Here is a 26,675-nt window from a genome sequence, read left to right as displayed (position 1 = left end):
TGCCATCCACGACCCCACCCTCAACAGCGAACATGTTGCCATCGAGAGTGAGGCTGACAGAACCAGCATCCCGAACACCAACCGCCCGGTCACCCAGCCCGGCGAACGTTCGTGGACAACGCACTAGAGACGTCCGCGGCCTCCCCCGTCAGCGCGTGCGGTCAGAGCCGTCGTCGCCCGGGCGGGCCGGTCCACCGGCCGGCCCGGGCGCGTCACGTCCTGTGGTCCGCTCCGCGGGACGCGGCCGCGGTCACCCCGCCGGTGCGGAATCCGCCTCCGTCGCCACCGACTTCGCCCACCGGTAGTCCGCCTTGCCGCTGGGCGAGCGCTGGATGGCGGGGGCGATGACCAGCTGGCGCGGGATCTTGTACCCGGCCAGCTTCGTGCGGCAGTGGCTCTGGATCTCGTCCAGGCTCGGGACCGGCGCGCCCGCCCGGACCTGGACCACCGCGGCCACGTGGCTGCCCCACGTCGGATCGGAGACGCCCGCGACCAGGGCGTCGTACACGTCCGGATGGGACTTCAGCGCCTGTTCGACCTCTTCCGGGTAGACCTTCTCGCCGCCCGTGTTGATGCACTGCGAGCCGCGCCCGAGGACCGTCACGATGCCCGCCTCGTCCACGGTCGCCATGTCGCCGAGCAGCACCCAGCGCTCCGCGCCCTTCCTGAAGAAGGTCTCGGCGGTCTTCGCCGGGTCGTTGTAGTAGCCCAGCGGGACGTGGCCGCGCTGCGCCAGCCGGCCCGGCACGCCCACCGGGACGGGCTCGTAGGTCACCGGATCGACCACCTGCGTACGCTCGTTGACCTCCAGCCGGAAGCCCTTCTCCGGGCCCGAGTCGTCCGTGGCCCGGCCGTTCGACCCGGACTCGGACGACCCGAAGTTGTTCAGGAGCATCACGTTCGGGACCAGCCGCTGGAACTCCGCGCGCACCGTCTCCGACATGATCGCGCCGGACGAGGAGACGCTGAACAGCGAGGACAGGTCCGTCCCCTTCAGGGGGCCGTTCAGGGCGTCTATGAGGGGCCTGAGCATCGCGTCGCCCACCAGGGACACGCTGGAGACCTTCTCCTTCTCGATGGTCCGGAGCACCTCCTCCGGCGCGTACTTGCGGTGGATGACCACCCGCTGGCCGTAGTTGAACGCGATGAACGAGGTCAGGGTCGAGGTGCCGTGCATCAGCGGGGGAGCGGGGAAGAAGGTGAGCCCGGCGCCGCGCGCGGCCACCCGCTCGGCCAGTTCCTCCGGCCGCTTCACCGGCTCGCCCGTTGGCTCGCCGCCGAACAGCCCCGCGAAGAAGAGGTCCTCCGCCCGCCACATCACGCCCTTGGGCATCCCGGTCGTGCCGCCGGTGTAGATGATGAAGAGGTCGTCGGCGCTGCGGGCCGGGAATCCGCGCTCGGGCGAGCCGGACGCCTCGGCGTCCGCGTACGCGACCGGCGCGATCGGCGGCTCCGGGGCGTCCCCGGGGGCCGCGCCCACCCGGATCAGGTGGCGGAGCCCCGGGGTCTGCGGCAGCGCGGCCGCGACGCGTGCGGTGAACTCGCCCTCGAAGACGAGGGCGGCGAGGTCGGCGTCGTTGTAGAGGTAGACCAGTTCCTCCTCGACATAGCGGTAGTTGACGTTCACCGGTACCAGTCTGGCCTTCAGGCAGGCCAGCACGGTCTGCAGGTACTCGACCCCGTTGTAGAGGTGCAGGCCCAGGTGCTCGCCGGCCATCAGCCCGCTGTCCAGCAGGTGGTGCGCGATGCGGTTCGCCGCCGCGTCCAGCTCCGCGTACGTGAGGCGGCGCTCGGAGCCGGTCCCCGGGTGGTCCACGTACACGAGGGCCTCGCGGTCCGGGACCACGTCCACGACCGACTCGAACAGGTCGGCAAGGTTGTACTCCACCGTTCCTCCTGACCCTGACAGTTCCCATGGCCGGACCCATGGCTGGTCTGCTCGGCGGCCATTAGAGCGCCGCCCACCGCAAGTGGGAAGGGAGCCGTCCAAGAAAACTGACTGAGTGTCAGAAAACTATTGAACTGCACTCGCCCCTACTGCAACCTGTTCTAGGTCTTGAGACGGGAGGACGGCAATGGGTGGGACAGAACACCTGACCGTGGAACGGCACGGCGCCACGCTGGTGCTCACCATGAACAGGCCCGAGGCGAAGAACGCGCTCTCGCTGCCGCTGCTGGTGGGGCTGTACGACGGCTGGCTGGAGGCGGACGCCGACGACGGGATCCGCTCGGTGGTGCTGACGGGGGCCGGCGGCGACTTCTGCGCCGGCATGGACCTCAAGGCGCTCGCCGGTAAGGGCATGGCGGGCGACCAGTACCGGGACCGCCTCCGGGCCGACCCCGACCTGCACTGGAAGGCGATGCTCCGCCACCACCGGCCGCGCAAGCCGGTCATCGCGGCGGTGGAGGGCTACTGCGTGGCCGGCGGGACCGAGATCCTGCAGGGCACCGACATCCGGGTCGCGGGCGAGAGCGCCACCTTCGGGCTCTTCGAGGTCAAACGGGGGCTCTTCCCCATCGGCGGCTCCACGGTGCGGCTGCCCCGCCAGATCCCGCGCACGCACGCCCTGGAGATGCTGCTCACGGGGCGCCCGTACGCGGCGGCCGAGGCGGCCCGGATCGGACTCGTCGGGCAGGTGGTGCCCGACGGCACGGCGCTGGCGGCGGCGCTGGAGATCGCCGAGCGGATCAACGCGTGCGGGCCGCTGGCAGTGGAGGCGGTGAAGGCCTCCGTGTACGAGACCGCCGAGATGACCGAGCGGGAGGGTCTGGCGGCGGAACTGCTGCGGGGGTGGCCGGTCTTCGACACGACCGACGCCAAGGAGGGGGCGCGGGCCTTCGCGGAGAAGCGGCCCGCGGTGTACCGCCGCGAGTAGTCCGGGCCCCGCCGCTTCGCTCCCGCTACGGGTTCGCGCCCGTCTCCCGGCCCCCGCCGGGGCCCGTCGGGGCGGCGCCCCGGACCCCTCACGGCTCGGCCGGGGCCGCCGCCGGGCCCCCAGCCGGACCCTGCCTCGATCCCCGCCGGGGCTCAGGACCGGGGCGCCGCCCCGGACCCCGCGCCTCAAACGCCGGCGGGGCTGGAGGTGGTCCCTGGCCTCACACGAGTGAGGGCCCGGTGCTCGCCCCCGCCCTCGGGCGCCGGCCGGGGTCCGGGGCCGGCCGTCCGGCCGAGGTTCGCGTTCGTCGTCCGTCCGTACCGGAACCAACCGCATCGGAGTTGCCCGCCATGACAGCCGCCTCCCCACCCGACGTGCTCCGCGCGCCCCTCGTCGTCGAGTTCCCCTTCACCCGTTCCCTCGGGCCCGTCCAGAGCGCCTTCCTCACCGGCCTTCGCGAAGGCGTCGTGCTCGGCGTGCGGACCTCCGACGGCAAGGTGATGGTCCCGCCGACCGAGTACGACCCCGTCACCGCCGAGGAGATCCGCGACCTCGTCGAGGTCGCCGCCACCGGCACCGTCACCACCTGGGCGTGGAACCCCGCCCCCCGCCCGAACCAGCCCCTCGCCACCCCCTTCGCCTGGGTCCTCGTCACCCTCGACGGCGCGGACACCGCGATCCTGCACGCCCTCGACGCCCCCGGCCCCGCAGCCGTGCGCACCGGCATGCGGGTACGGGTGCGGTGGGCCGCCGACCGCATCGGGGCCATCACCGACATCGCCTGCTTCGAGCCCCACGAGGGCGCCGCGGACGCCGCGGACGCCGGAGCCGCCCCGCACGACGGGGTGTTCGCCGACGCCGTCACCGGGATCGTCGCCGAAGCCCGCCTGGACTACACGTACAGCCCCGGCCGTGCCCAGACCGCCTACATCAACGCCCTCGCCGAACGCAAGACCGTCGGCGAGCGCTGCCCCTCCTGCCGCAAGGTCTACGTCCCGCCCCGCGGCGCCTGCCCCACCTGCGGCGTCGCCACCACCGACCAGGTGGAGGTCGGCCCCGCCGGGACCGTCACCACCTACTGCATCGTCAACATCAAGGCGCGGAACCTCGACATCGAAGTCCCCTACGTCTACGCCCACATCGCCCTCGACGGTGCCGGCCTCGCCCTCCACGGCCGGATCGGTGGCATCCCGTACGACCAGGTCCGCATGGGGCTGCGCGTCGAACCGGTGTGGACCGAAGGCGGCCGCCACCCCGACCACTACCGCCCCACCGGCGAGCCGGACGCGGACTACGACGCGTACAAGGAGCTCATCTGATGGCCAGGACGAGCAGGCACGCACGGGAAGTCGCCGTCGTCGCCTTCGCGCAGAGCGACCACCTGCGCCGCACCGACGAGCTCAGCGAAGTCGAGATGGTCATGCCGGTGCTGCACCAGGTCCTGGCCCAGACCGGACTGAAGGCCGGCGAGATCGGCTTCACCTGCTCCGGCTCCAGCGACTACCTCGCCGGCCGGGCCTTCTCCTTCACGATGACCCTCGACGGAGTCGGCGCCTGGCCGCCGATCTCCGAGTCGCACGTCGAGATGGACGGCGCCTGGGCCCTGTACGAGGCCTGGGTGAAGATCCAGACCGGCGAGGCCGACACCGCGCTCGTCTACGGCTACGGGAAGTCCTCGCCCGGCTCGGTGCGAGACGTCCTCACCCGCCAGCTCGACCCGTACTACCTCGCCCCGCTCTGGCCCGACTCGGTGGCCCTCGCCGCCCTCCAGGCCCAGGCGCTCGTCGACGCGGGGGAGACCGACGAGGAGGCGCTGGCCGCCATCGGCGCCCGCAGCCGCGCCGACGCCGCCGCCAACCCGCACGCCCAGCTCACCGGCACCGTCCCCCAGGGCGACTACCTGGTGGCCCCGCTGCGCACCGGCGACTGCCCGCCGATCGGCGACGGCGCCGCCGCGGTGATCCTGGCCGCGGGGGACACGGCGCGGCGGCTGTGCGGCCGGCCCGCCTGGATCACCGGCATCGACCACCGCATCGAGGCCCACGGCCTGGGCCTGCGCGACCTCACCGACTCCCCGTCCACCCGGATCGCCGCCGAGCAGGCGGGCGTCTTCGAGGGGCCCGTGGACACGGCAGAACTGCACGCGCCGTTCTCCTCCCAGGAGGTCGTGCTCCGCAAGGCGCTCGGCCTCGGCGACGGCGTGGCCGTCAACCCCTCCGGCGGCGCCCTCGCCGCCAACCCGGTCATGGCCGCCGGACTGATCCGGATCGGCGAGGCGGCGGCCCGCATCCACCGCGGCGAGTCCGACCGGGCCGTCGCCCACGCGACCTCCGGCCCCTGCCTCCAGCAGAACCTGGTCGCCGTCCTGGAAGGGGACCCCCGTTGAGTGCGACGAGTACGACGGGCAAGGAACCGGTGGCCGTCGTCGGGATCGGCCAGACCAAGCACGTCGCCGCCCGGCACGACGTCTCCATCGCCGGACTGGTCCGGGAGGCCGCGAGCCGCGCCCTCGCGGACGCCGAGCTGACCTGGGCGGACATCGACGCGGTCGTCATCGGCAAGGCCCCCGACTTCTTCGAGGGGGTGATGATGCCCGAGCTATACCTGGCGGACGCCCTCGGCGCGGTCGGCAAGCCCATGCTCCGTGTCCACACGGCCGGTTCGGTCGGCGGCTCCACCGCCCTCGTCGCCGCCAACCTGGTCGCGGCCCGCGTCCACCGCACGGTCCTGACCCTCGCCTTCGAGAAGCAGTCCGAATCCAACGCCATGTGGGGGCTGTCGCTGCCCGTCCCCTTCCAGCAGCCGCTGCTCGCCGGAGCTGGCGGCTTCTTCGCCCCGCACGTGCGCGCGTACATGCGGCGCACCGGCGCGCCCGACACCGTGGGCTCCCTGGTGGCGTACAAGGACCGCCGCAACGCGCTGAAGAACCCGTACGCCCACCTGCACGAGCACGACATCACCCTGGAGAAGGTCCAGGCGTCGCCGATGCTGTGGGACCCGATCCGGTACTCCGAGACCTGCCCCTCCTCGGACGGCGCCTGCGCGATGATCCTCACCGACCGCGCCGGAGCGGCCCGTTCGCCGAGGCCGCCTGCCTGGGTGCACGGCGGGGCGATGCGCAGCGAGCCCACGCTGTTCGCCGGGAAGGACTTCGTGTCCCCGCAGGCGGGCAAGGACTGCGCCGCGGACGTCTACCGGCAGGCGGGGATCACCGATCCGCGCCGGGAGATCGACGCGGTCGAGATGTACGTGCCGTTCTCCTGGTACGAGCCGATGTGGCTGGAGAACCTCGGCTTCGCGGACGAGGGCGAGGGCTGGAAGCTCACCGAGGCCGGGGTCACCGAACTCGACGGCGACCTCCCGGTGAACCCGTCCGGCGGGGTGCTGTCCACCAACCCGATCGGGGCCTCCGGCATGATCCGCTTCGCGGAGGCGGCGCTGCAGGTGCGCGGACAGGCCGGGGAGCACCAGGTTCCGGACGCCCGCCGGGCGGTCGGACACGCGTACGGCGGCGGCGCGCAGTTCTTCGCGATGTGGCTGGTGGGAGCGGAGGAGCCGCCCTCCTGAGCGCGGCCGGAAGGCGCGCGGGGAGTGCCGGACCGGTCACGGGTGACGCACCGTGGCCTGTGCGGCACCCCCGGCGGTGGATAACCTGGCCCCCGGACGACGTACCGGGAGGAGCACGCACGTGGCCGAGAGCATGACTTCGCAGCCCCTGGCCGGCTGGGGCAAGCCGGACCTCGATCTCACCGAGGCGCAGTGGCGGTCGACCAGCCGGGGAGCGGGTGACGTCCAGATCGCCTTCGTCGAGGGCTTCATCGCGATGCGCAACGGAGACCGCCCCGAGAGCCCCTCGCTGATCTTCGCGCCGGACGAGTGGCGCAAGTTCGTCCTGGACGCGCGGGGCGGGGAGTTCGACCTCACGTAGTCGGCCGGTCGGCCTGCCCGGACCGTACGGACGCGGCGCACCACCGGGGCGCGGAGCCGCAGCCCCGGTGGCCGCCGACGGCGGTGCCGCGCTCGGCCCCGCCGGACGGGCAGCCGTACGTACGGGCGCGCCCGCGCCGCCAGGCGTACGGACGGAGGCACCCGCGCCGCCAGGCGTGCGGACGTGCCCGCCCCGGCAGGCGACTACGGGCGCACCGCCGCCGGAGCGGGCCGGCTCCGCTCCGCCAGGAGCGGCCACCGCAGGGCCAGGAGCAGCACCCACACCAGTTCCACCGGACCCCAGCCGCCCCCCGCCGCGCCCAGCGCCGCGACCACGGTCGGCGCCGGGCCCACCGGGAACAGCGCACGGCCCGCGCCGCGCCCCGAGCACAGCGCCGCCGAGCCCGCGATCAGCAGGTACATCCAGAGGATCCCGCACAGCAGCCACCGCACCGCGTCCGGGACCGCGCCCTCCGCGTCGGCCGCCGAGTCGCCGAGCGCGGCCGCGAGCGCCGCCACCGAGCCGGCCGTGAAGCAGTGCAGCGGCAGGACCAGGCGGACCGGGAGGGCGTCCACCGACAGCAGCGGGACTCCGAACGCCCCGTTGCGCAGCGACAGCGACCACAGCTGGAGCAGCAGGACGAAGGCGCCGGCGCCGACCCCGTAGGCGCGTCCACCCGGACCGCGACCGGCCGGGGCAGCGGACGGTGGCGCTCCCGCCACCGCCGTCAGGTCGAAGAGCAGCTCCAGCCCGGATGCGTGCCACTCGCCCCGCACGCTCTCCGCCGGGGGCGCCGAATCGGGCATATCGGCATGATAGGTAGGGTGGCGCCATGGCTGGAGAGAGCGACCTGCGGAAACTGCTGAGCGGCATGCGACCCGAACTGAACGAGGGCCACTACGCCTTCTGCACGATCCCCGCCACTGCCCCCGTCCCGGCCGGGATCACCCCCGTCGCCACCGTCCTGGAACCCGAGGGGCTCACGCTGGTACTGCGCCGCGAGGACGCCGACGCGGCCGGCCTCGCATACGACTACACGGCCGGATGGATCACCCTGCGCGTCCACTCCGCCCTCGACGCCGTCGGCCTCACCGCCGCCTTCGCCACGGAGCTCGGCGCACACGGCCTGAGCTGCAACGTCATCGCCGGCTACCACCACGACCACCTCTTCGTGGCCGCCGACCGGGCCGCCGAGGCCGTGACGGTCCTCGAAGCCCTCGCGGCGCGTTCCGCCGAGGACTGACAGCCCGCCCGGCACGGGCCGGGCACCCCCGGCACACGAAGGTCCCCGCCCCCCGGACCGGGCCGCGAAACGAAGATCGGATTCTTTCGCGGAGCGGGCTCCCTCCCGCTCCGCGCGGGCGTACGCTGAGGCCCCGAACAGGCCTGGGGGTACCCGCCATGACGGAACGCCGGACCCGCACACGGCGCACGATGATCGAGCGCGAAGCCGAACTCGGCACCGTGGACGACGCACTGGACCAGCTCACCGGAGCCGGCCCCGGCACCCGCGGCGCCCTGCTCGCCTTCTCCGGCCCGGCCGGCCTCGGGAAGACCACCCTCCTCTCCGAACTGCGCCGCCGCGCCCACGCCCGCTCCTGCACCGTCCTCTCCGCCCGCGGCGGCGAACAGGAGCAGAGCCAGCCCTTCCACGTCGCCCGCCAGCTCATCCAGCCCCAGCTCGCCGGCACCCCCGAGGACGCGCTCCGCGCGTCCCTCGGCAGCTGGTACGCCATCGTCGGGCCCGCCCTCGGACTGTGCGCCCCCGAACAGGTCGCCCCGCCCGACCCCCAGGGCCTGCGCGACGGCCTCGACTGGGTCCTGACCCACCTCGTCGTCCAGCAGGCCCCGGTCGTCCTCGTCCTCGACGACGCCCACTGGGCCGATCCCGAATCCCTCGGCTGGCTCGCCGCCTACGCCCCGCGCGCCGAACACCTCCCGCTGCTCCTCGTCGTCGCCTACCGGCCCGACGAACTGCCCGCGCACGCCGACGCCTTCCGCACGCTGCCCGGCCGGGCGGGACAGCGCCCGCGGTCCCTCGCCCCGCTCACCCCGGCCGCCGTCACCGCGCTGGTCCGCGAATCGCTCGGCGACCACGCCGAGGACGCCTTCTGCCGGGAAGCCTGGGTCGTCACCACCGGCAACCCCTTCGAAGCCGTCGAACTCGCCGCCAAGGTACGGGAGAAGGGACTCCTCCCGATCGAGGCCAACGCCCCGCTCCTGCGCGACCTCGCCGCCGCACAGCGCGGCAGCGGCCTCGTCGCCCGCCTGGAACGCCTCGGCCCCTCGACCGTCCGCTTCGCCTGGGCCTGCGCCGTCCTCGGCACCGACATCCCGGGCGAACTCGCCGCCCGCGTCGCCGCCCTCGGCACCGAGGAGGCCGTCGACGCCACCGGCCGGCTGCGCGACGCCCGCATCCTGTCGGCCGCCAACGAAGGACCGGACGCCGGACTGGAGTTCGTCCACCCGCTCATCGCCACCGCCATCTACCGCGCCATCCCCGACGCCCTCCGGGTCGCGCTGCACGGCAAGACCGCCGTCGCCGTCATCGACGCCGGGCTCGGCTCCTCCGCCGCCGCCCGCCACCTCCTGGAGGCCCACCCCGAGGGCGACCCGTGGGTGGTGCGGACCCTGCGCCAGGCCGCCGCCGAGAACCTCCGCGCCGGCGCGCCCGAAGCCGCCCGCCGGCAGCTCGCCCGCGCCCTGCGCGAGCCCCCCGGCTTCGAGGAGCGCGCCGCCGTCCTGTATGAACTCGGCTGCGCCTCCCTGCTCACCGAACCGGCCAACACCGTCAACCACCTCAGGGCCGCCCTCGCCGAACCCTTCGACGACCCGGCCCTGCGCCAGGGCATCGTCGCCCGCCTCGCCCAGGTGCTCGCCCACAGCGACCACCTCTTCGAGGCCTCCGAACTGCTGGCCCGCGAGATCCCGCAGACCCACGACGCCCGCGCGCGGCTGCGCCTGCAGTCCGAGCAGTTCATGTGGGACGCCTTCAACGCCGCCGAGCCCGACTCCCCGGCCCGCTCCCGGCGGCTGGCGAAGCTCGCCGACCGGCTCACCGGCCGCGACCTCACGGAGCGGTACGTCATCGGGCTGCGCGCCTGGGACGCCTGTCTGCGCGGCGAGCCCATCGACGTGGTCCTGCACCACGCCGGGCGGGTCCTGCGGGAGCCCTTCAGCTGGGCGTACGCCGACCGGGGCTTCGAGGTCCCGGTGCTCACGGCCATGGTCCACCTGTACGCCGACCGGCCGTGGAAGGCGGAGGAGCTGTTCGCCGCGGGCACCGCCGAGTTCGAACGGCAGGGCTGGCGCGGGGCGCACCTGTCCTTCGCGCAGAGCCTGCGCGGCTACGTCCGCTACCGCCGCGGGAGACTGGCCGAGGCCGAGGAGCTGGCCCGGGCCGGGCTGCGCCTCGCCGAGCGCGTGGGCCGCCGTACGCCCGTGCACTGGTACGCCATCGCCATCCTCGTCACCACCCTGCTCGCGCGCGGGAAGACCGACGAGGCCTGGGAGCTGGCCCGGGAGCACGACTACGGCAAGCCCTTCCCGGCGGCCGTCGTCTTCCCCGACTCCCAGACCGTCTACGCCGAACTGCTCCTCGCCCGCGGAGACGCGAAAGCGGCCGTCATCGAGCTGGAAGCGGTGGACCGGCGGCTGACCCCGCGCGGCATCCAGAACCCGGCCTGGTGTCCCTGGCAGCTGCACCTGGCCCGCGCGGTGGCCGCCGACGACCCCTGGCGGGCGCGCGACCTGGCCGCCGACGCCGTGCGGCGGGCCCGCGCCTTCGGCGCCCCCTCGGGCATCGGACAGGCCCTGCGGGTGGCGGCGGAGGTCGCGGCCCCCGAGGACCGGCCGGAACTCCTGCGGGAGTCCGTGGCCCTGCTGTCCGCTTCCCCCGCCGGATACGAACTCGCCCGCGTCCTGGCCGCCGCGGGCACCGAGCTGCGGGACCGGGACCTGCTGACCCAGGCCGTCGTCACGGCCCGGGACTGCGGCGCCGACGGCCTCGCCGCGGAGACCGCCGCGACCCTGCTCGCGCTGGGCGGGGCCCTGCCGTGCGCGTCGTCCTGGCAGGACGAGCCGACCGATGAGGAACTCCGGGCGGCGCAGGACGCGGCCCGGGAGGACGGAACCCACCCCGGCGCCGACCGGGGGCGGGCCCCCGACCCGGCCCTGTCGGCGGTCTGCCGCAAGCTGGGCACGGACCGCGCCGGCCTGCGCGCCGCACTGGAGGCGTACACCCGTACCGCGGAGTGAGGCTCCCGGGGTACGGATGCCCGGGCGCAATCGCGGGCGGCGGCAAGGGGGGACCCGCCGGACCGGGGTCGGTGCCGGGGTCGGTGCCGGTCCGGGGCACGAGGGGCCGCGGCGCTGAGCCGCGGCCCGTAGGCGGGCACCGGTACGGATCCGCCCGCGCGGGTACCGGTACGGATCCGCCCGCGCGCGGGACCTGCCCGCATCCGCCCGCCGCCCGCTCGACCGCATCCGCCCGCCCGGCAGCGGTCCCGGCGGGCCGGGTGCCGGCCGCCCACCTGCCGCCGGGGTGCGCGGGCCGACGTCCGCGGCCCCACCCCGGCGGGCCGGGCGGGGCACGGGGTCCGGGCGGGCGGGATGGAGGGCCCGGGGCCGGAAAACTCCTCCGGCCACGTACCATGGCGGCATGTCCTTCCTCCGCCGCCACCGCGCCGCCACACCCGCCGGCCCGGACTTCGACGTCCTCGCCATGGACCCGGGGGACTGGCCGGGCAACCTCGGGGCCGGGCTGCTGCCCGCGCCCGACGGCAGCTGTCAGGGGGTCTTCCTCCGCTACGACCTGTTCGGCGGACGCGGCCCCGCGATGATCATCGGCAACCTTCCCGAGGGCTCTCCCGCCCGGGACCTCTCCGAGGGCCAGGTCCCCTTCGAGGTGGCCCAGCTCCTCGACGCGCTCGAGAACGACGAGGAAGTCGAGGTCACCGGCGCCGAGGACTGCCCCGTCATGCAGGGCGACAACCTCCTCATCGTCCGGAAGGTCAAGCTGTCGGAGTCCCGCATCTCCTGCGTGCAGTTCGACCGCAGTGACAACGTGCTGGTCACCATCGCCAGCTGGGACCGCCCGATCACCGATGACCTCTACGCCCTCCTGAAGCCGCTCCCCGCCGAGCTCTTCCAGCAGGGCTAGGCACTCCGGGCCGAGCCGGAGCGCTACCCGTACCTCCGCGTCACGCGTCCGCGATGTCGTTCGCCGCCACGTAGCCGAACGTCATCGCCGGACCGATCGTGGACCCTGCCCCCGCATAGCTGTGGCCCATCACGGCCGCGCTCGCGTTGCCCGCCGCGTACAGGCCCCGGATCACCGAACCGTCCGCGCGCAGGGCCCGGGCCCGGGCGTCCGTCACGATGCCGCCCTTCGTGCCCAGGTCCCCCGGCACGATCTTGAACGCGTAGAACGGGGGCGCCCAGACCGGCGCCAGGCACGAGTTGGGGTGCACGTTCGGGTCCGTGTAGTAGTGGTCGTACGCCGTGTCCCCCCGGTGGAAGTCCGCGTCGTCGCCCGTCCACGCCTGCGCGTTGAACCGGCCCAGCGTCGCCCGCAGGGCCGCCGCCGGGACCCCGATCTGGCCGGCCAGGGCGTCCCACGTCCACGCCTTCTTCGCCGCGCCCGCGTCGTACCACGCGTTCGGGAAGGGCAACGTCGGCAGGATGTCCTTGAACAGGTACTTGTTGCGGTAGTGCTGGTCCACGATCAGCCACGCCGGGATGTGCGAGCCCGGCGCGCCCCGGTCGCGGTCGTACATCACGTGCACCACATCGCTGTACGGGGCCGCCTCGTTGACGAACCGCGCGCCGTTGCGGTTCACGATCAGGCCGCCCGGCAGGGTCCGTTCGGCGAGGCAGAAGTACGGCTCCCCGGGCAGCGGGATCGACGGCCCCCACCACGCGTCGTCCATCAGCCCGAGCTCCGCCCCGGCCCGCTGCCCGGCCCGGATGCCGTCACCCGTGTTCTCCTTCGCGCCCACCGACCACTGGGTGCCGATCGGCTGCTGCTGGTACTGCGCCCGCATCTGCGCGTTGTGCTCGAAGCCGCCCGAGCCGACGACCACGCCCTTGCGCGCCCGTACGGTGCCCCGTACGCCGTCCTTCTCCACCACGACGCCCGTGACCGCGCCGCCCTCCTGGACGAGGTCCACGAGCGGGCTGTTCAGCCACACCGGCACCCCCGCCCGCTGGAGTCCGGCCCGCAGGCCCGCCGCCAGGGACTGCCCCATCGTCAGCGGCTTCTCCCCGCGCAATGCCGCCTTCGTACCGCGCGCCAGGCACTCGGTGGACACGGCGAGGCCCTTCGCGCTCACCGCCGCGAGGTTCAGCCACTTGTAGTCCTGGCTGAACACCACCATTCCGGCCGGCACCGGCAGGTACGCCGGGTTCAGGCGGGCCAGTTCGGCCCCCAGGACGTTCCCGTCGAGCTGGTCCGGTTCGATGGACCGGCCGTTCGGCAAGCCGCCCGGCAGGTTGGGGTAATAGTCGCTGTAGCCCTCCATGAAGCGGAACCTCAGGGGGCTGTGGGCCATCACGAAGTCCAGCATCCGCGGCCCGTTGGACAGGAACGCCGCCTGCCGGTCGGCCGGGACCTCGGGCCCCACCACCGCAGCGAGGTACGTGGCCGCCTTCTGCGGGGTGTCCGGCACCCCGGCGCCCAGGATCACCGAGTTGTTGGGCAGCCAGATGCCCGCCCCGGACCGCGCGGCCGACCCGCCGAACGTAGGTGCCTTCTCCACCACCAGCACGCTCAGCCCCCGCTTCGCGGCGGTGAGCGCGGCGGTCATCCCGGCGGCCCCGGATCCGACCACGACCACGTCGTACTCACCGAGCGGCGGGCCGTCGGCGGCCCTGGCCGCGGCGGCCGGGAGCACGGTCGCGGCGAGCACCCCGGCGCCCGTCCCGGCGAGCACGGTCCGTCTCGAGGGGAGGCTTTCGGGGGAGGTGCGGGAAGCGCTTGCGGACATGGGCAGGCTCCAGCGGTGAGGGAAGGAAGGTCCGGCTCCAACATTTCTGATGCTGAGTCAGAAAAGGTGTTCGGGGGATCATGTGAAGTCAAGGCATGCGGCAGTGCGGACCGTGCGGCCCCCGCGCGCGGGAGGCCGCCTGTCCGCCGGCCCGAACGTGCGGGGAACCCGCCCCCGTACGCACACGAGCGAAGTCCCGCGGCGGTGGGGGCCGCGGGACTTCGCGTTCGTGGGGACGGGTCAGCGGGTGCCGACCGCCGCGCGGACCGCCCTGCGGGCCATTGCGGCGTCGTCGTGCAGGCGGCGCAGCAGCAGCCGCTGCTCCTCCCCGGAGGAGAGGGCGCCCGCGGGCAGGGGCTGGGCCGGAGAGGTCGCCAGCATCGAGCGCTGGATGGCCGTCTCGGACATCCGGATCTCCCGGGTCAGCACCAGCATCAGGTTCACCAGGAAGGCATCCCGCGCGGCCGGACCGGCGGACTGGGCGAGCCGGCTGATCTGCGCGCGGGCGTCCGGGGCGTCGCCCAGTACCGTCCACAGGGTCGCCAGGTCGTAGCCCGGCAGGTACCAGCCCGCGTGCTCCCAGTCGAGCAGCACCGGACCGGCGGGCGACAGCAGCAGGTTCGACAGCAGGGCGTCGCCGTGGTTGAACTGCAGCCCGGCGCCCGACTGCCGCGCGCCGTGCAGCAGCTTCTGGAGGTCCCCGAGGTCCCGGTCGGTCAGCAGGCCGAGTTCGTAGTCACGGGCGATCCGCCGCCCGTAGTTCAGCGGGGTCCCGAACAGATCGGCCGGCGGGCGCCACTGGTTGACCCGGCAGACCGCGCCCAGGGCCGCCCGCAGGTCGACCCGCGGCGGGGCCTCCACCGGATGCCGCTGGAGCGCGGCGACCCGGCCCGCCATCCGCTCGACCACCAGGGTGCAGTTCTCCGGATCGGCGGCGATCAGCCGCGGCACCCGGACCGGCGGGCGGTGCCGGACGAACGCCCGGTACGCCGCTATTTCGTGCCGGTACCGCTCGCGCCATTCTGGCGAGTGATCCAGTAAGACCTTCGCGACGGCGGTCATCCGTCCGGTGGTTCCCACCAGCAGGACCGAGCGGCCGCTGCGGCGCAGCACCTGTACGGGCGCGAACTCCGGACAGATCCGCTGCACCGAGGCGAGAGCGGTGCGCAGTTGCGCGCCCTGCGGCCCCGAGAGGTCGATTCTGCCGCTCAGCGGCTGCGATCCGGTGCCCGGTAGCCGCCGGGCCCGTACGGCGCCCTGCACCGGGGCGGCCGGGCGGCCGGGTTCGAGGTAGGGGCCGCCGCCCGCCTGGAGCGTGCGGTGCGGCCGGACCGGTGCGGACACGGAGGTCGTTGCTGCGTACATGGCGTTACGGATCCCTTCGTGCGCCGACGGTTTACGTACGCCACCCCGCCGGATCCCGTGCTTCACCCTGGGGAGTTCCGCCGGTGAACCGGGTCGGGGAGGCGCATTCCTACCTGACACCCGGGCGTGGGTGGCGGACCACGAAGCGTGCCCTGGCGAAGCCTGGCGAATAGTCGCTGGGCATCTGACGCCGGGCTAATGTCAACTCAGCCGAGAACCTGGGGGCTTGACGTGAGCAAAGGTCCGAACACCCGCTTGAACGACCTGTTCGGCCTGGCCGGCTGGTCCAAGGGCGAACTCGCGAGGATGGTGAACCGGCAGGCGGCGGCCATGGGCCACCCCCAGCTGGCCACCGACACCTCACGGGTGCGGCGCTGGATCGACACGGGGGAGTCCCCGCGCGAACCGGTTCCCACGGTACTGGCAGCACTGTTCACCGAGCGGCTCGGTCGTGTCGTGACCATCGAGGACCTCGGGTTCGTACGGCAGCGGCGCACCACCAAACGGCAGCCTGACGGGGCTCAGGAGAACCCCGACGGGATGCCCTGGGCGCCCGAACGCACAGCCGCGGTCCTCACCGAATTCACGGGAATGGACCTCATGCTCAACCGACGCGGTCTGATGGGCGCGGGCGCCGTGCTCACCGCCGGCTCCGCCCTCACCAACGCCATGCACGACTGGCTCCACACCGACCCGGCCCACGCCAAGCAGGCGGCGGGCTTCGGGGAGGCCTTCCAGGCCGACCCCGCGAGCTACGACCGCTACGAGGCCGCCCCGATCGGCTCCGAGGAGATCGAGGCCCTGGAGCGCTCGGTGGACGTGTTCCGCGCCTGGGACGCCTCCAGAGGCGGTGGACTCCAGCGCAAGGCCGTGGTGGGCCAGCTCAACGAGGTGGGCGGAATGCTCGCCTACCACCACCCCGACCACCTCCAGCGAAGGCTCTGGGGCGTCGCGGCCAACCTGGCCGTGCTCGCGGGCTGGATGTCCCACGACGTGGGCCTCGAACCCACCGCGCAGAAGTACTTCGTCATCGCCGCACACGCCGCCCGGGAGGGCGGTGACCGGCCGCGCGCGGGCGAGGCGCTGTCCCGGGCCGCCCGCCAGATGGTCCACCTCGGCAAGCCCAACGAGGCCCTCGACCTGATGAAGCTGGCCAAGTCCGGATCCGGCGAGCAGACCCTCCCGCGCACCCGCGCCATGCTGCACACCGTCGAGGCATGGGCGCAGGCCGCCATGGGCAAGGGCCAGGCCATGCGCCGCACGCTGGGCGAGGCCGAGGAGCTGTTCGTCTCCGACAAGGGCGACGTGCCGCCGCCGAGCTGGATGCAGCACTTCGACGAAGCCGACCTGCACGGCATGCAGGCCCTGGCGTACCGGACGCTGGCCGACCACGACGCCTCGGCGGCGCCGGCCGCGGCCCGGCACGCCAAGGAGGCCCTGCGGTTGCGCGGCGAGGGCTACCAGCGCTCGCAGATCTTCGACTACATCTCGCTGGCCTCGGCCTGCTTCATCGCGGACGATCCGGAACAGGCGGACCGCTACGCCCGGCTCGCCCTGGTCTCGATGAACGAGACCTCCTCGCACCGGACGTGGGACCGGCTGCGCGAGATGTACCGGCTCACCGGCCAGTACGCCGGGTACGCGCGCATCGAGGACCTCCGCGAGGAGATCGAGCGGGCCCTCCCCGACAGCCCCCGGCCGCGCAGCCCGCGCGGTACGGAGGTGTAGCCCTCCACGCGCCCCTCCGGTCCTTCCGCGTCCAGTCGTCCCGTACCGTGCACGGAGACGAGCAGGGCCGCGCCCTCCGGCGCGGCCGCGAAGCCCGTGCGGGTCCCTCTCCCGCGTGCCGTACGCCTGCTCGGCTAGCCGCCGACCCGGGCCACGAGCAGGCAGGCGTCGTCCTCGCGCTCGCCCTCGCCGAACTCCTCGGTCACCAGCCGTACGCAGTCCTGCGCCGACCGCGCCGCCGAGAACCGCGGGGCGAGGGCCAGCAGCCGTTCGGTCCCGTCCGCCCGGCTGAAGTCGAAGCCGCGCGCGGTCAGTCCGTCCGTGTGCAGGACCAGTACGTCGCCGGGCTCGACGCGCTGCTCGGCCTGCCCGTACACGGCCCCGGACGTCGCGCCCAGCAGCACGCCCTCCGGCGGCCGCAGGGAGCGGCCCGTACCGCCGCGGAAGAGCAGGGGAGCGGGGTGGCCGGCCTGCGCCCAGGACAGGACACGGCGCGCGGGGTCGTAGCTGCAGCAGACGGCCGATCCGAGTGCGGGCTGGGCGGTGCTCTCGAGGAGCTGGTTGAGCCAGCCCATCAGGGGGCCGGGCTCGATGCCGGCCATCGCCATGCCGCGCAGGGCGCCCAGCATCATCGCCATCCCGGAGGTGGCGGTGACCCCGTGCCCGGTGAGGTTGCCGACCGTCAGCATCGAGCGTCCGCCGGGGAGTTCGAGGGAGTCGTACCAGTCGCCGCCGATGAGGTTCCTCGTCGTGGACGGCAGGTAGTGCGCGGCCACGTCCAGGGTGGCCGCGGTGCCGTGCGGGGACCGGGGGGAGCCGCGCCACGGGGGGAGCACCGCTTCCTGCAGTTCGAGCGCCAGCCGGTGTTCGGTCTGCGCGATCTCCCGTCGGAGCCGGAGGCTGTCGCGGGAGTCGCGTACCGCCCGCTGGCTGCGGCGCAGTTCGCTGATGTCCTGGAACACCGCCCACATGGAGGCGGTGCAGCCGTCGGGATCGAGGACGGGTTCGCCCCTCATGTGCAGGGTCCGGACCCGTCCGTCGGCCCGCACGACTCGGAACTCGCCGTCGATCGGCCGGCCGTCCACCAGGCAGGCCGTGACCCAGGCGGTGAGCAGGGGCTGGTCCTCGGAGAACAGGGTGGAGCCGAGTTCGTCGAGGGGGAGCGCGCCCGCGTCGGGGGACCGGCCGAAGATCTGGTACAGCTCGTCGGACCAACTGACCTCGTCGGTCAGCAGGTTCCACTCGGCGGTGCCCACCCGGGTCCGGCGGTCCTCGGGGCTGGGCCCGGGGTTCGCCCCGGGCGTCGCCGCCTGAGGCGGCTCGACGGGTTCGGGGGCGGGCGGCAGGCCTTCCTTGAGCTGGCCCAGGTGCCGGCCGAGGTCGTCGAGGTGGTGCACGGCGAGATCGCACAGGGCGCGCTGCCAGCGGCCCTGGGTGTCGCCGTCGTCCACGACGGTGTCGCGGCGGACCGCGTCCACGTCTCCCCGGAGCCGCCGGGTCTGTGAGATCAGCGCGTCCACCGACCCGGGTTCGGGGGGCTGCGCGGAGCGGTCCGCGAAGAGGTGGGACGGCATGAGCACTCCGATACAGGCGCGGCACGGCCAAGTCTGATGGAAGGACCGGTAACGACTGTGGCACAGGCCACGACGGCGCGTAAGCCGTTTGGCAACATCAGCTAAGTGCTTGCTTCTGGCATATGCCCGAGGCTATCCGGGGGCTTCGCGGTGTACGAACGAATCCGGTCAGTGGCGTCCGGAGCCGTCCTCGACGCCTCCGGACGGGCCGGACGCGCCGCCGGCCGGGCCCGCGTGCGGTTCCGCGCCCCCGCGGCGCCGGAGGGGCGGCGGGGGCGGCCGGGAAAACCGGCCAGGCGGAGGGCGCGGGTCGATCGTACGGCCGAGGTGTGCGAGGTGGCGCCCCCCGCTCCGCCCGTACGAGGCGCTGGTCAACGGGGCCGCCGCGGCCGCCCCCGAACGGATGCTCCGTACGGCGGTCCGCGTCGGGCGGCGATCCGCCGGGGGCGCCCACCGGCGCGGTCCCGGGCTTCCCAGCCCATCCCGTCGTCGCTACGCTACGCGTCGGTAATGAACGGGGGAGGTCCGCGCGGGCGGGCCCGCGCAGGGCTGGGGACACCACGACATGACCGGGCAGCGCGACACCACCGGGCAGCGCGACACCACCGGACGGCGCGGCACCACCGCACGGGGCGACGCCACTGCACGGGGCGACGCCACTGAACGGAGCGACGCCACTGAACGGAGCGACAGCACCGGACGGGGCGACGCCACAGGCGAGGGCCGCGCCGTCGGGCCGGGCGCCACGGCCGGCGCGGACGCTGCCTGCGGCGAGGGTGCTTCCGGCCCCGGCGCCGGGGAGGGCCGCGCCGCCGGGCAGAGCCGCCGCTCGTTCCTGACCTACCTGGTGGCGGCGCCGACCCTCGCCCTGGTCACCCGCGCCGGGGCCGACGCGCTCGCCCCGCAGCCCGCCCACGCCGTGGTGCCGTCGCTGCCGGCGATCGCCGACCTGGTCGACCTCGGCGACCTGTTCATCCTGGCCGGCGCCCCCACCTCCGCCCTGCTGGCCCTCGCCGTCGACGCGGACGGCACCGTCCGCTTCCGGCTGCCGCGCGAGGAGGTCGGCCAGGGGCTGACCACCGCCGTGGCCATGCTCGTCGCGGAGGAGCTCGACGCGCCGCTGGCCTCCGTACGCGTGGAACTGGACGACGCGCGGCCCGAACTGCTCTTCAACCAGCTCACCGGCTCCTCCAACTCCATCCGCTCCCTCTACGGCCCGGTCCGCCAGTGCGCCGCCACCGCCAGGGCCCGCCTGGTCGCCGCCGCGGCCCGCCGCTGGAACCTCGCCCCGGCCGCGCTGACCACCGCGGACGGCGCCGTCCGCGCCCCCGACGGCCGCACCGCCGGATACGGCTCCCTCGCCGCGGACGCCGCCGACCCCGGCCTGACCGTGCCCGGCGCCACCCCCAAGAAGACCGCCCGGCACACCCTGGTCGGCAGTCCCACCAACCGGGTCGACGCCCGCGCCATGGTCACCGGCGCCCTCCGGTACACCCTCGATCTCGACGTGCCCGGTGCCAAGCCCTGCGTGGTGCGCCGCCCGCCGACCCTCGGGGGCGCGGTCCGCGCCGTCGCCAACCTCGCAGCCGTCAGGGCCATGCCCGGCGTACTGCACGTGGTGACCGTGCCGACCGGGGTCGCCGTCGTCGCGGACACCTTCGGCCAGGCCCTCGACGCGAAGGCCGCGCTCCAGGTCACCTGGGGGCCGGGCCCCGCCGACGGGCTCTCCGACGCGCAGGTCCGCACGAAGCTGCGCGCCGCCACCCCGCCGCTGCTGGTGCCGCCGCTGCTCACCCCGTACGTGGACGCCGAGTTCGACTTCGCCTTCGTCAGCCACGCCCCGATGGAGACCAACTCCGCCATCGCCGACGTCCGGGAGGACCGCGCCGAGATCTGGTCCGGGCTCAAGTCGCCGATCGTGGCCCGGCAGACGATCGCCGCCGACCTCGGACTGCCGGTGGACAAGGTCGCCGTCCACGTGGTGCAGGCCGGCGGATCCTTCGGCCGGCGGCTCTTCTTCGACGCCGCGCTGGAGGCGGCCCGGGTCTCGAAGGCCTGCCGCCGCCCCGTCAAGCTGATGTGGACCCGGGTCGACGACACCCGGCACGGCCGGATGCGCCCCGCCACGCACCACAGGATCCGCGCCACCCACCTGCTCGGCGAGGTGCTCAGCTTCGAGCACCGCGTCGCCGCGGTCGAGACCGACTTCCGGCACGGGCTCGGCGAGATCATCACCGCCACCGCGGCGAACCTGCCGCTCGGCATCGGCAACGCCACCCTCGCCCAGACGCTGTTCCTGACCACGGTGAAGTCCCCGTACCACTTCGGGCTCACCACCCAGGCGCTGACCGAGGTGCCCACGGGCATCCCCACCGCCTCCTGGCGCTCGGTGTACTCCGCCAACACCCGCGGCGCCGAGGAGATCGTGGTCGACGAACTGGCCGCCGCCACCGGCAGGGACCCGTACCGCTTCCGGCGCGCCTTCCTGAAGAACGACGCCCAGCGGGCCGTCCTGGACAAGGTGGCGACGGAGGGCGGGTGGGGACGGCCGATGGGGGCGGGCCGCGCCCAGGGCATCGCCTTCCACGAGGAGTACAAGTCGCGCACCGCCTGCCTGGTGGAGATCGACACCCGTGATCCCGAGCACGTGCGCGTCACCAAGGCGGTCATCGCGGTGGACGTGGGCCTGCCCGTCAATCCGCGCGGGCTGGAGGCCCAGATGACCGGCGGCCTCACCGACGCCATCTCCACCACCCTGCGCGCCGGGCTGCACCTGGACAGGGGACTGCCGCTGGAGGGCAGTTACAGCCAGTTCCACTGGGCGAGGCAGCGCGACACCCCGCAGGACGTACGGGTCTTCGTGCTGCCGGCCACCGGCGAGGAGCCGGGCGGAGCGGGCGAACTCGGCGTGCCGGCCGCGGTCGGCGCCATCGCCAACGCGTGGGCCCGGGCCACAGGTTCGAAACCGCGCAGCTTCCCCCTCGACTTCGACGTCGACTTCACCCCCTACCCCCGCTAGTCCGGAGCCAGGAGCCGCACCGTGCCTTCGCACACCTTCACCGTCAACGGGCGGAGCGTCACCGTGGACGCGCCCGATGACCTGCCCCTGCTGTGGGTGCTCCGCGACATGCTTGGCGTCAACGGCCCCAAGTACGGCTGCGGCGTCGACGTCTGCAAGGCGTGCACCAGCCACCTGGACGGCGTGGACGTCCGCCCGTGCGTCGTGCCAGTCTCGGCCTGCGCCGGGAGGACCGTGACCACGATCGAGGGGCTGGCGGACGGGGACGATCTGCACCCCGTGCAGGAGGCCTGGCTCGAACAGGACGTCGCGCAGTGCGGTTTCTGCCAGCCCGGACAGATCATGGCGGCCGTCGCGCTGCTGAAGCGCACCAGCGCCCCCACCGACGCCGACATCGACGCCATCGCCAACATCTGCCGCTGCGGTACGTACTTCCGCATCCGGGAGGCCATCCGCAGCGCGGCGGCCAGGATGTGAGCGGGCCCGCGGAGTCAGCCCAGGAGCTTCTGCTTGGCCTTCTGGAACTCTTCCTCGCTCAGGTCGCCCTTCGCCTTCAGCTCGGAGAGTCTGACCAGGTCGTCCGCCCCGGCCCGGCCGGGATCCTTGGCGGTCTCCCGGATGTAGGAGTTGAACGCGTCCTGGCGTTCCTGTGCGTGCTGGATTTCGCGCTTGCCCATGTTCTTGCCCCGGGCGATCACGTACACCAGTACGCCGAGGAACGGGATGAGGATCAGGAACAGGAGCCACAGAGCTTTGAGCCACCCGCTCATCTCGTGATCGCGGAACACGTCCACGATCACGCGGAAGAGCAGGATCAGCCACATGACCCACAGGAAGATCCACATCACGGTCCAGAACGCGCCCAGCACCGGGTAGTCGTAGGCCAGGTAGACAGATCGGTCCATGGCCGTCCTCCTTCCGTACCTGATCACCATCGCAGCGCCCCTTCAAGATCGCCACTGGCCGCGTCCGGGGCCGGATCGCGGCATGACACTGGCGACAGAACGCCATGAACCCGTATCAAGTGGACGATCATCCTCGGATGAGGCGTATCCATGCGAAACGCGTGCTGGTCGGGGAGCCCCTCGACACCGCGCGCCTGGGCGAGACCCTGCTGCCCAAACGGCTCGCCCTGCCGATCTTCTGCAGCGACCCGCTCTCCTCCGTGGCCTACGCCACCGAGGAGATCCTGCTGATCCTCGCCCTCGGCGGCGTCGCGCTGCTCCACCTCACCTGGTACGCGGCCGCCGCCATCGTGTTCCTCCTCGTGGTGGTCATCGCCTCCTACCGGCAGACCTGCCACGCGTACCCCGGCGGCGGCGGGGCGTACGTCGTCAGCGCGGAGAATCTCGGGCCCACCGCCGCCCTGACCGCCGCGAGCGCGCTGCTCGTCGACTACGTGATGACCGTCGCCGTGTCCGTCGTCTCCGGCGTCGCCGCCATCACCTCCGCGATCCCGGCGCTGAACGACCACGAGGTGGTGCTCTCGGTCTCCTTCGTCGCCCTGCTGACCCTGATGAACCTGCGCGGCGTCCGCGAGTCGGGACGGGTGTTCGCCATCCCCACCTACGGGTTCGTCCTGGTCATCTACGTCATGTTCGCCTTCGCGGCCGTCCGGTTGGCGACCGGCGAGACCATCCGCGCCGAATCCGCCGACCTGCCCATCACCGCGGAGGGCACCTATACCGGACTGGCCCTGGTCTTCCTCGCGATGCGCGCCTTCGCCTCCGGCTGTACGGCCCTCACCGGCGTCGAGGCGATCAGCAACGGCGTACCCGCATTCCAGAAGCCCAAGGCCAGGAACGCGGCGACCACCCTCGCCGTGATGGGCGCGCTCTCCGTCACGATGTTCGTCGGCATCACCGTCCTCGCCATGTCCTACGAGGTGCACGTCGCCGCGGACCCGACCGAGCTGGGACTGGCGCCCGGCACCCCCACCTCCACCGCCCTCGCCCAGATCGGCCGGGCGACCTTCGGGAGCTGGCACTTCCTCTTCTACCTGCTCCAGGCCGTCACCGCGGGCGTGCTGATCCTCGCCGCGAACACGGCCTTCAACGGCTTCCCGATGCTCGCCTCGATCCTGGCCAGGGACCGCTACGCGCCCCGCCAGCTCTTCAACCGCGGCGACCGGCTCGTCTACTCCAACGGAGTCGTGCTCCTCGCGCTCGCCGCCATCGTGCTCATCGTCGCCTTCGACGCCGAACTGACCCGCCTCATCCAGCTGTACATCATCGGCGTCTTCGTCTCCTTCACCCTCTCCCAGTCGGGCATGGTCCGGCACTGGCGCAAGGAGCTCGCCTCACCCGCCACCCCGCGCGAGGAGCGCGTCCACATCCACCGCCGCCTCGCCATCAACGCGGTGGGCGCCGTGATGACCGCGCTGGTCCTCGTCATCGTGCTCCTCACCAAGTTCACGCACGGCGCCTGGCTGGTCGTCATCGCCATGCCGCTGCTCTTCCTCGGCATGAAGGGCGTACGCCGCCACTACGACCAGGTCGCCCGGCAGGTCGCCGTCGCGCCCGACGCCAGACCGCGCAAGCCCGCCCGCCACCACGTCCTGGTGCTGGTCGCCTCCATGCAGGCCCCGACCCTGAGCGCCCTCGGCTACGCGCAGGCCCTGCACCCCGACACGCTGACGGCGGTCACCGTGGCGGCAGACGAGGAGGACGCGGCCCGGCTCCGCGAGGCCTGGGCCGCGCACGACCCCGGGATCACCCTGCGGATCCTCCACTCGCCGTACCGCGAAGTGGTGGGCCCGGTCCTCGCGTACGTACAGGAACTGGCGGCCGACGACGCCACGGGCGTGCTGTCGGTGGTGATCCCGGAGTACGTGGTGGGCCACTGGTGGGAGCAGCCCCTGCACAACCAGATCGCCCTGCGGCTCAAGGCGCGGCTGCTGTTCACGCCGGGCGTCGCGGTCATCGACGTGCCGTACCTGTCGGAGTCCGCCAGACCGGCGCAGGAGCGGCCGCGCGACCGGAGCTGAGCGCGGCCCGGGGCCGCGGGCCTCAGCGGGTCGGGCCCCCCGTGCGGCGTCCGCGGTCCGGCGGCCCCGGCCGGGACGCGGCGCCCTCCGCGCCGGCGCGCTGGGTGACCGCCGCGTGGGCCAGGGCCAGTTCCACCACGTGCGCCGGATCGGAGAGGGCGCGGCCGGTGAGCTGCTCCAGGCGGCGCAGCCGGTTGGAGACCGTGTTGCGGTGGCAGTACAGCCGCTGGGCGGCGTGCGTCGTGGACCCCCGGCAGGCCAGCCAGGTGCCCAGGGTGGTCAGCAGCACCCGGCGGTCCTCCGCGGGCAGCGCCAGCACCGGACCCAGCACCACCTGGCGCAGCCGGCCCGCGAGTTCGGCCTGGGAGGCGACCAGCGCCGCCGGCAGCCGCTCGTCGAGCAGGGCGGTGCGCGGACCGCCCGACGCCGGGGCGGTGCGCAGGGCCAGCGCCGCCAGCCGGTGCGCCCGGGCCACCTCGGCCGGCGCCTCCACCACCGGGCTGACCCCGGCCCGCACGCCGAGCGGCGCCAGCAGCTCCCGTACGGACTCCAGCGGATGGTGGCCCAGCTGCACCAGGCCGCTCTCCCCGTCGGCGCGGATCCGCCACAGCACGCGCGGGTCACCGGAGCCGCCGGGTCTCGGGCCCGCCCCGTCGGCGCTGCCGGCGGCCAGCACGACCACGGCGAAGCGCCCCCGCTCCGGGAGCCCCAGCTGAGCCGCGGCCTCCGAGGCGGCGGGCCCGTCCACGGCGGCCGAGCCGTCCAGCAGCGCGTCGAGGAGGGCCGCGCGGCGCTCCCGGTCGCGGTCGGTGCGCGCGGCCTCCGTGGTCCGGTACGACTCGGTGACGGCGTCCGTCATCTGGTCCAGTACGTCCCACAGCGCGGTCGCGCCCGGCAGCAGCCGGGGGAGCGCGGCCCGGTCGTGCGCGGAGACCGCCTCCGTGAGGGCCAGCCAGAGCAGCCGACCGCCCCGGCGGTAGGTGCGCAGCAGGGAGGCGAGCGGCAGCCCCTGCTCGGCCCGGAGCGTACCGGTGGCCCGGGCGTCGGCCAGCTCGACCGGTAGGCCGCGGGAGCTGCGGACCAGGCCGTCGACGGCCTGGCGGAGGTTGTGGTGGATGCGCTCGCGCAGTTCGGCCCGGCCGAGCAGGGCGGCGTATGCGGGGTCCTCGGCCAGCGTCCGCTCCGCGAGCCGGTCCGCCGCCGCCGCGATCCGGCGGGACAGGTCCTCGCGTATCTCCTCGATGATCCGCTCCATGACGGGCAGCCTGACACGGGGGAGGGGGCGGTGGGGAGGGCCGGGACGCGGTGCATCCGCTACCGTGACCGGAGGACTGCACCTGCAGTGCCACCCTGCCGCATGCCGGCCCCGCCCGGGGTCCCCCGCGCAGGGCGGGCGCCGGCGCCGATCCCCGAGGACGACCCCATGCGCCAGAACCCGCAGCGCCGCGCCGCGCTGCTCGACGCCGCCATCGAAGTCCTGGCGCGCGAGGGCTCGCGGGGCCTGACACTGCGCGCGGTGGACGCGGAGGCGGGCGTCCCGACGGGGACCGCCTCGAACTACTTCGCCAACCGGGCCCAGCTCCTCGTACAGATCCTGCACCGCACGCGCGAGCGACTGGTCCCCGACCCCGCCGACCTCGTCGGCCCGCTCGACACCAAGGTGCTGCTCGGGCAGCTCCTGGACCGGATGCGCCGCGAGCGGAGCGTGCACATCGCCTCCCTGGAACTGCGCCTGGAGGCCACCCGGCGCCCCGAACTCCAGGCCGAACTGGCCGGGTTCCAGGGCGCGGAGCTCGAGGCGAACGTCGCCTGGCACCTGGAGTCGGGTCTGCCCGGGGACCGGCAGGGCGTGGTCCTGCTGTACCTCGCGATGCTGGGCCTGATCGTGGACGACCTGACCGTGCCCGCGCTGCTGGAGCCCTACCCGGTGGAGGGCCTGATCGAGGTGATGGCCGAGCGGCTCCTTCCGTAGCGGCCCTTCCCGTAGCTGCACTTCCCGAAGCGGCTCCTGCCGTAGCGCGGCGCGGAAGTGACGCCAGCGACCACAGAGTTGAGAGGGGCGGAAGGGGCCAGAGAGGTGTCCGGTGGGCCCCGGAGCGGGAACCGCCGGACGGACGGGCGGTGATCTTATGCTCAGGTTTACGCGAGTCAGCTGGTTTTGGAGCCGGTGAGCGACTTTGATGGGTCGGCCAGGCCTCGTACCGGAGCAGGGG

The 26,675-nt window shown here is 73.8% G+C and carries 20 protein-coding genes; 13 read left to right on the top strand and 7 right to left on the bottom strand.

Annotated features, from left to right (window positions below; all coding sequences use genetic code 11):
* Nucleotides 1–250: 250 nt before the first annotated feature.
* Nucleotides 251–1,888: an acyl-CoA synthetase gene (locus tag OTB16_RS34660; protein ID WP_267726269.1), complete on the bottom strand. Its 1,638-nt coding sequence runs from the start codon at nt 1,886–1,888 to the stop codon at nt 251–253.
* A gap of 187 nt (nt 1,889–2,075) precedes the next feature.
* On the opposite strand from OTB16_RS34660, the gene OTB16_RS34655 reads away from it, so the two are divergent.
* From OTB16_RS34655 to OTB16_RS34635, 5 genes are all read left to right on the top strand, one after another.
* Complete coding sequence (locus tag OTB16_RS34655) at nt 2,076–2,876, top strand: crotonase/enoyl-CoA hydratase family protein (protein ID WP_267726267.1); 801 nt, start codon at nt 2,076–2,078, stop codon at nt 2,874–2,876.
* A gap of 350 nt (nt 2,877–3,226) precedes the next feature.
* On the top strand, nt 3,227–4,195 hold the full coding sequence (locus OTB16_RS34650; RefSeq protein ID WP_267726265.1) for a Zn-ribbon domain-containing OB-fold protein: 969 nt from the start codon (nt 3,227–3,229) through the stop codon (nt 4,193–4,195).
* Complete coding sequence (locus OTB16_RS34645; RefSeq protein WP_267726264.1) at nt 4,195–5,262, top strand: thiolase domain-containing protein; 1,068 nt, start codon at nt 4,195–4,197, stop codon at nt 5,260–5,262. Before OTB16_RS34650 ends, OTB16_RS34645 begins: the two co-directional genes overlap by 1 nt.
* Nucleotides 5,259–6,443 carry a thiolase domain-containing protein gene (locus tag OTB16_RS34640; protein ID WP_267726262.1) on the top strand — a complete coding sequence of 395 codons (1,185 nt, stop codon included), beginning with the start codon at nt 5,259–5,261 and terminating at the stop codon, nt 6,441–6,443. The genes OTB16_RS34645 and OTB16_RS34640 overlap by 4 nt, the downstream gene beginning before the upstream one ends.
* A gap of 121 nt (nt 6,444–6,564) precedes the next feature.
* Nucleotides 6,565–6,804: a DUF397 domain-containing protein gene (locus tag OTB16_RS34635; protein WP_267726260.1), complete on the top strand. Its 240-nt coding sequence runs from the start codon at nt 6,565–6,567 to the stop codon at nt 6,802–6,804.
* Between the two features lie 203 nt (nt 6,805–7,007).
* Here OTB16_RS34635 and OTB16_RS34630 read toward each other — a convergent pair whose 3' ends face one another.
* Complete coding sequence (locus OTB16_RS34630) at nt 7,008–7,610, bottom strand: hypothetical protein (protein WP_267726258.1); 603 nt, start codon at nt 7,608–7,610, stop codon at nt 7,008–7,010.
* A gap of 26 nt (nt 7,611–7,636) precedes the next feature.
* On the opposite strand from OTB16_RS34630, the gene OTB16_RS34625 reads away from it, so the two are divergent.
* From OTB16_RS34625 to OTB16_RS34615, 3 genes are all read left to right on the top strand, one after another.
* Nucleotides 7,637–8,047, top strand: coding sequence for an ACT domain-containing protein (locus OTB16_RS34625; RefSeq protein WP_267726256.1), 411 nt, complete (start codon nt 7,637–7,639; stop codon nt 8,045–8,047).
* 191 nt (nt 8,048–8,238) lie between these two features.
* Nucleotides 8,239–11,061: an ATP-binding protein gene (locus OTB16_RS34620; protein ID WP_267726254.1), complete on the top strand. Its 2,823-nt coding sequence runs from the start codon at nt 8,239–8,241 to the stop codon at nt 11,059–11,061.
* A gap of 403 nt (nt 11,062–11,464) precedes the next feature.
* A complete protein-coding gene (locus OTB16_RS34615; RefSeq protein WP_267726252.1) occupies nt 11,465–11,965 on the top strand; it encodes a hypothetical protein in 501 nt (166 codons plus the stop codon).
* 40 nt (nt 11,966–12,005) lie between these two features.
* On the opposite strand, the gene kstD is transcribed toward OTB16_RS34615, so the two are convergent.
* Together kstD and OTB16_RS34605 are read right to left on the bottom strand one after the other, a co-directional pair.
* Nucleotides 12,006–13,790 carry a 3-oxosteroid 1-dehydrogenase gene (gene kstD, locus OTB16_RS34610; protein ID WP_324290920.1) on the bottom strand — a complete coding sequence of 595 codons (1,785 nt, stop codon included), beginning with the start codon at nt 13,788–13,790 and terminating at the stop codon, nt 12,006–12,008.
* 240 nt (nt 13,791–14,030) lie between these two features.
* Nucleotides 14,031–15,155 (bottom strand): aminoglycoside phosphotransferase family protein, encoded by a 1,125-nt coding sequence (locus tag OTB16_RS34605; RefSeq protein WP_267726250.1) that lies wholly within the window; start codon nt 15,153–15,155, stop codon nt 14,031–14,033.
* A gap of 231 nt (nt 15,156–15,386) precedes the next feature.
* Between OTB16_RS34605 and OTB16_RS34600 the strand changes: the two genes are divergently transcribed.
* Entirely contained in the window at nt 15,387–16,883 is a 1,497-nt protein-coding gene (locus OTB16_RS34600; RefSeq protein WP_267726249.1) for a DNA-binding protein NsdB, read from the top strand.
* Nucleotides 16,884–17,017: 134 nt separating this feature from the next.
* Here OTB16_RS34600 and OTB16_RS34595 read toward each other — a convergent pair whose 3' ends face one another.
* A complete protein-coding gene (locus OTB16_RS34595) occupies nt 17,018–18,457 on the bottom strand; it encodes a PP2C family protein-serine/threonine phosphatase (protein ID WP_267726247.1) in 1,440 nt (479 codons plus the stop codon).
* 565 nt (nt 18,458–19,022) lie between these two features.
* Between OTB16_RS34595 and OTB16_RS34590 the strand changes: the two genes are divergently transcribed.
* Both OTB16_RS34590 and OTB16_RS34585 read left to right on the top strand, forming a co-directional pair.
* Entirely contained in the window at nt 19,023–21,476 is a 2,454-nt protein-coding gene (locus OTB16_RS34590) for a xanthine dehydrogenase family protein molybdopterin-binding subunit (RefSeq protein WP_267726245.1), read from the top strand.
* 21 nt (nt 21,477–21,497) lie between these two features.
* On the top strand, nt 21,498–21,953 hold the full coding sequence (locus tag OTB16_RS34585; protein ID WP_267726243.1) for a (2Fe-2S)-binding protein: 456 nt from the start codon (nt 21,498–21,500) through the stop codon (nt 21,951–21,953).
* Nucleotides 21,954–21,967: 14 nt separating this feature from the next.
* Here OTB16_RS34585 and OTB16_RS34580 read toward each other — a convergent pair whose 3' ends face one another.
* Nucleotides 21,968–22,381, bottom strand: a complete 414-nt coding sequence (locus OTB16_RS34580; protein ID WP_267726241.1) for an SHOCT domain-containing protein — start codon at nt 22,379–22,381, stop codon at nt 21,968–21,970.
* A 137-nt stretch (nt 22,382–22,518) separates the two neighbouring features.
* Here OTB16_RS34580 and OTB16_RS34575 point away from each other — a divergent pair, with 137 nt between their 5' ends.
* Nucleotides 22,519–24,462: an APC family permease gene (locus OTB16_RS34575; protein WP_267726239.1), complete on the top strand. Its 1,944-nt coding sequence runs from the start codon at nt 22,519–22,521 to the stop codon at nt 24,460–24,462.
* Nucleotides 24,463–24,484: 22 nt separating this feature from the next.
* On the opposite strand, the gene OTB16_RS34570 is transcribed toward OTB16_RS34575, so the two are convergent.
* A complete protein-coding gene (locus tag OTB16_RS34570) occupies nt 24,485–25,717 on the bottom strand; it encodes a helix-turn-helix domain-containing protein (protein WP_267726237.1) in 1,233 nt (410 codons plus the stop codon).
* A gap of 168 nt (nt 25,718–25,885) precedes the next feature.
* On the opposite strand from OTB16_RS34570, the gene OTB16_RS34565 reads away from it, so the two are divergent.
* Complete coding sequence (locus OTB16_RS34565) at nt 25,886–26,434, top strand: TetR/AcrR family transcriptional regulator (RefSeq protein WP_267726236.1); 549 nt, start codon at nt 25,886–25,888, stop codon at nt 26,432–26,434.
* The last annotated feature ends 241 nt before the right edge of the window (nt 26,435–26,675 follow it).

This window comes from Streptomyces antarcticus (genome assembly GCF_026627255.1).
In the GTDB taxonomy this organism is placed as follows: Bacteria; Actinomycetota; Actinomycetes; order Streptomycetales; family Streptomycetaceae; genus Streptomyces; species Streptomyces antarcticus.
This window is presented reverse-complemented; position numbering and strand designations above follow the sequence as displayed.

What these genes read in the sequence shown, in the direction of transcription:
- OTB16_RS34590 (WP_267726245.1), top strand. Translation starts at nt 19,023, where the DNA reads ATGACCGGGCAGCGCGACACCACCGGGCAGCGCGACACCACCGGACGG.
- OTB16_RS34565 (WP_267726236.1), top strand. Translation starts at nt 25,886, where the DNA reads ATGCGCCAGAACCCGCAGCGCCGCGCCGCGCTGCTCGACGCCGCCATC.
- OTB16_RS34595 (WP_267726247.1), bottom strand. Translation starts at nt 18,457, where the DNA reads ATGCCGTCCCACCTCTTCGCGGACCGCTCCGCGCAGCCCCCCGAACCC.
- OTB16_RS34620 (WP_267726254.1), top strand. Translation starts at nt 8,239, where the DNA reads ATGATCGAGCGCGAAGCCGAACTCGGCACCGTGGACGACGCACTGGAC.
- OTB16_RS34650 (WP_267726265.1), top strand. Translation starts at nt 3,227, where the DNA reads ATGACAGCCGCCTCCCCACCCGACGTGCTCCGCGCGCCCCTCGTCGTC.
- OTB16_RS34615 (WP_267726252.1), top strand. Translation starts at nt 11,465, where the DNA reads ATGTCCTTCCTCCGCCGCCACCGCGCCGCCACACCCGCCGGCCCGGAC.
- kstD (WP_324290920.1), bottom strand. Translation starts at nt 13,790, where the DNA reads ATGTCCGCAAGCGCTTCCCGCACCTCCCCCGAAAGCCTCCCCTCGAGA.
- OTB16_RS34630 (WP_267726258.1), bottom strand. Translation starts at nt 7,610, where the DNA reads ATGCCCGATTCGGCGCCCCCGGCGGAGAGCGTGCGGGGCGAGTGGCAC.
- OTB16_RS34570 (WP_267726237.1), bottom strand. Translation starts at nt 25,717, where the DNA reads ATGGAGCGGATCATCGAGGAGATACGCGAGGACCTGTCCCGCCGGATC.
- OTB16_RS34625 (WP_267726256.1), top strand. Translation starts at nt 7,637, where the DNA reads ATGGCTGGAGAGAGCGACCTGCGGAAACTGCTGAGCGGCATGCGACCC.
- OTB16_RS34655 (WP_267726267.1), top strand. Translation starts at nt 2,076, where the DNA reads ATGGGTGGGACAGAACACCTGACCGTGGAACGGCACGGCGCCACGCTG.
- OTB16_RS34645 (WP_267726264.1), top strand. Translation starts at nt 4,195, where the DNA reads ATGGCCAGGACGAGCAGGCACGCACGGGAAGTCGCCGTCGTCGCCTTC.
- OTB16_RS34580 (WP_267726241.1), bottom strand. Translation starts at nt 22,381, where the DNA reads ATGGACCGATCTGTCTACCTGGCCTACGACTACCCGGTGCTGGGCGCG.
- OTB16_RS34605 (WP_267726250.1), bottom strand. Translation starts at nt 15,155, where the DNA reads ATGTACGCAGCAACGACCTCCGTGTCCGCACCGGTCCGGCCGCACCGC.
- OTB16_RS34575 (WP_267726239.1), top strand. Translation starts at nt 22,519, where the DNA reads ATGAGGCGTATCCATGCGAAACGCGTGCTGGTCGGGGAGCCCCTCGAC.